Origin of the sequence: Mycobacterium sp. (genome assembly GCF_025965855.1) — a bacterium.
In the GTDB taxonomy this organism is placed as follows: Bacteria; Actinomycetota; Actinomycetes; order Mycobacteriales; family Mycobacteriaceae; genus Mycobacterium.
Genome location: NZ_JAOPWB010000048.1, coordinates 1 through 2924, shown reverse-complemented (window position 1 = coordinate 2924; position 2924 = coordinate 1). Strand labels below are relative to the sequence as shown.

The 2924-nt window shown below is 72.5% G+C and carries 3 protein-coding genes and 1 pseudogene; all 4 read right to left on the bottom strand.

Features of this window, described 5'->3' with window-relative positions:
• Positions 1–461 (bottom strand): annotated as a pseudogene (locus JWP83_RS03510) (tetratricopeptide repeat protein); the annotation flags it as partial.
• A gap of 270 nt (positions 462–731) precedes the next feature.
• Positions 732–1100, bottom strand: coding sequence for a DUF732 domain-containing protein (locus tag JWP83_RS03505; protein ID WP_297725828.1), 369 nt, complete (start codon positions 1098–1100; stop codon positions 732–734).
• 92 nt (positions 1101–1192) lie between these two features.
• Positions 1193–2461 (bottom strand): tyrosine--tRNA ligase, encoded by a 1269-nt coding sequence (gene tyrS, locus JWP83_RS03500; protein WP_297725825.1) that lies wholly within the window; start codon positions 2459–2461, stop codon positions 1193–1195.
• 154 nt (positions 2462–2615) lie between these two features.
• Positions 2616–2924, bottom strand: a 309-nt coding sequence (locus JWP83_RS03495) for a DNA-3-methyladenine glycosylase (protein WP_297725822.1), incomplete at its 5' end; no start/stop codon positions are given.

The window sequence follows — 2924 nt, the reverse complement described above, 5'->3', positions numbered from 1 at the left end:
GCGTCGTCGCCGGTGAGTTCTGCGGCCTCCCGACTCTTGGCCAGCTCGATCGCCCGTTCCGGACGGCCAAGTCCGCGTTCGCAATCGGCGATCAGCGCAAGCAACGCGGACTTGCTGCCCATCCTGCGCGCGGCGCGCAATTCGGCCAGCGCCTGGGCCCAATCGCCGCAGTGGTAGGCGGCGATTCCGACGGCCTCGCGGACCGCGGCGATCCGGCTGGACCGGGCCCGCGCCGCGCGGGCGTGGCTCAGCGCGGCCTCCGGGTCCTCGTCGATCAGCTCGCCGGCGGCGACCAGGTGGCGCGCCACCGCGTCGGCCGTGGCGCGGTCCAGGGTGCTCAGCTCGCGGCGGATTTCGGGCGCCAGCTGCCGGGCCTCCACGCCGGGCGGTATCGGCGGTCCGTCCTGCGGGGCGGACGGACCGCCCCGGCCATCCTGGTCGGCTGCGCTGCGTGGCTGCACCGGGCGGGCGCGGCCCGGACCCGACCAGGAACCGAAGCTCTCCTTGCGCGGCCCGCGCCGCACCGGGCCGCCGGATGCCGAACGTCGCCCACCGCCGTGCCCCTGCCTGTCGTCGACCACGCTGCAAAGGATACGGGCGTGATGCGGCTTAGCCGTTGAGTGTGCGGTGACGGCTTTGAGTTTGCGTCCAGGGCGGCAGAACCGCCCAAATTCCGCCCTGAGCACACATCGAACGCCGTCAGCTCACACTCGGCGGGGCAAGAGCCCGACCTAGGCCTGGGGCCGGTCGGCCAGCAGCGGCGCCAGCACCGCGGGGCAGTAGGTTGCGATCGCGACGATGGTGAACACGCCCGCCGCATCGTGGGACATTCCGTGGCCGTCGGCCACCGCGGCGATCACCGAGTCGAACGACCCGCCGGGCGTCACGAGCATCGGGCAGACCGACTGCCCCAGCGCCATCGCGCTGTCCGGTTGCGAAACCGCGACGCCGGCATTCGTCAGGGCCCTCAGGAACGCGTTGCCCCTCAGGTCGGCGTGCACGGGCGCCGCCAGCGCCGCGGTCAACCCGGCCACGCCAGCGCTCACCCCGACCACCCGCAGTACCCGTGTCGCGTTAGTCACCGTGACCACCCTGGTCATCGCCGGTCACGTCCGGAGCACGGAACGATAAAGGTTTGGCCCGCAAGCGCGGCGTAGCCAGGCGCAGCGGGTCGCCACCATGGGGCTAGTGGCTACCCGGCGATTCGTTCGATCCCGGCGACGTTGCGTTTGCCGCGCCGCAGCACCAGCCAGCGGCCGTGCAGGAAATCCGTGGGCTGCGGCGCCCATTCCTCGCTGTCGACGCGGATGTTGTTCACCGACACGCCCCCCTCGCCGATGGTGCGGCGCGCGGCCCCCTTGCTGGCCGACAGGCCGCTGGCCACCAGGAGGTCGACGATGCCGTCGGGACTGCCGGGTTTGAGCTCGGCGACCGACGTCTCGCGCAGCGCCGATGCCAGCGTCGCCTCGTCCAACCGGTCGAGTTCGCCCTGCCCGAACAGCGCCCGGCTGGCATGCTCGACCGCCTCGGTGGCCGCCTCGCCGTGCACCAGCACGGTCAGTTCGCGGGCCAGCCGGCGCTGGGCGGCGCGCTGTTGCGGGCGCTCTTGGGTGGCCTCTTCCAGCTCGGCCAGCTCGTCGGCCGACAGGAAGGTGAACCAGCGCAGGTAGCGGACCACGTCGGCGTCGGCGGTGTTGATGAAGTACTGGTACCAGGCGTACGGGCTGGTCATCTGGGGGTCCAGCCAGAGGCTGCCGCCCCCGGTGGACTTGCCGAACTTGGTGCCGTCGGCGGCGGTCACCAGCGGGACCGTCAGCGCGTGCACCGTCGCGCCGAGCTTCTGGCGGACCAGGCGCACGCCGGCGATGATGTTGCCCCACTGGTCGGAGCCGCCGATCTGCAGCGTGCAGCCGTGCCGCTGGTACAGCTCGACGTAGTCGTTGGCCTGCAGCAGCATGTAGCTGAACTCCGTGTAGGAGATGCCCTCCCCCTCCAGGCGCCGCCGGATGGTGTCGCGGTCCAGCATCACGTTGACCGAAAAGTGCTTGCCGATGTCGCGCAGGAACTCGATGGCCGACAGGGGGCCCGTCCAGTCCAGGTTGTCGACGACGATGGCGCCGGTCGGTGAGGCGTCAAAGTCGACGAAGCGTTCCAGCTGTCCCCGGATGCGCTCGGTCCACGCGGCAACGGTGTCCGCCTCGTTGAGGCCGCGCTCGCCGACGTCGCGCGGGTCGCCGATCATGCCGGTGGCGCCGCCGGCGAGCACGATCGGCCGGTGCCCGGCGCGCTGAAACCGGCCCAAGGCCAGCAGCGGCACCAGGTGCCCGGCGTGCAGGCTCGCCGCGGTCGGGTCGAAGCCCGCGTAGACCGTCATCGGCCCGCGCCGCGCCTCGGCGGCCAGCGCGTCGAGGTCGGTGGACTGGGCGATCAGGCCGCGCCAGCCCAACTCGTCGAGGATCATGGTGTACGAGTCTCCCAGGATGGTGCGGTGCGGTCGCTGGCGCCCGGCGGCGCGGGCCAGCGAAGGGGGCCGACGCCGGGGGCCGACGAGCGTCGACTTGTTGTGCGGTTCCGGGCATTTTCGCCCAACGACTCGACGTTCGGCGCGGGGCGGGCTAGTCGCTCTCGCCCGGCGCCGGGGCGCGGGGGCTGCGGCGGTACGCGGAGACCTCGGGTCGGCCCGCCAGCCACAGTCGCCAGGGCCGGTCGGCGGCCTGGCTGACGCCGACGCGGGGGCCGGACGTGGCGGTCAGCGGATCGTTGAGCTCCAGGGTCACCGGCCCGTCGGGATCGAATAGGTCAATCCCGTTGTCGTCCATGGTGATTCCCAACGCCGAACACAGATTGCCGGGGCCACGCGCCAGCGCCGTGGCGCGGACCAACTCGCCGCGGCGGGCGCGCGCGACGTCGGCGCCGTCCTCGAG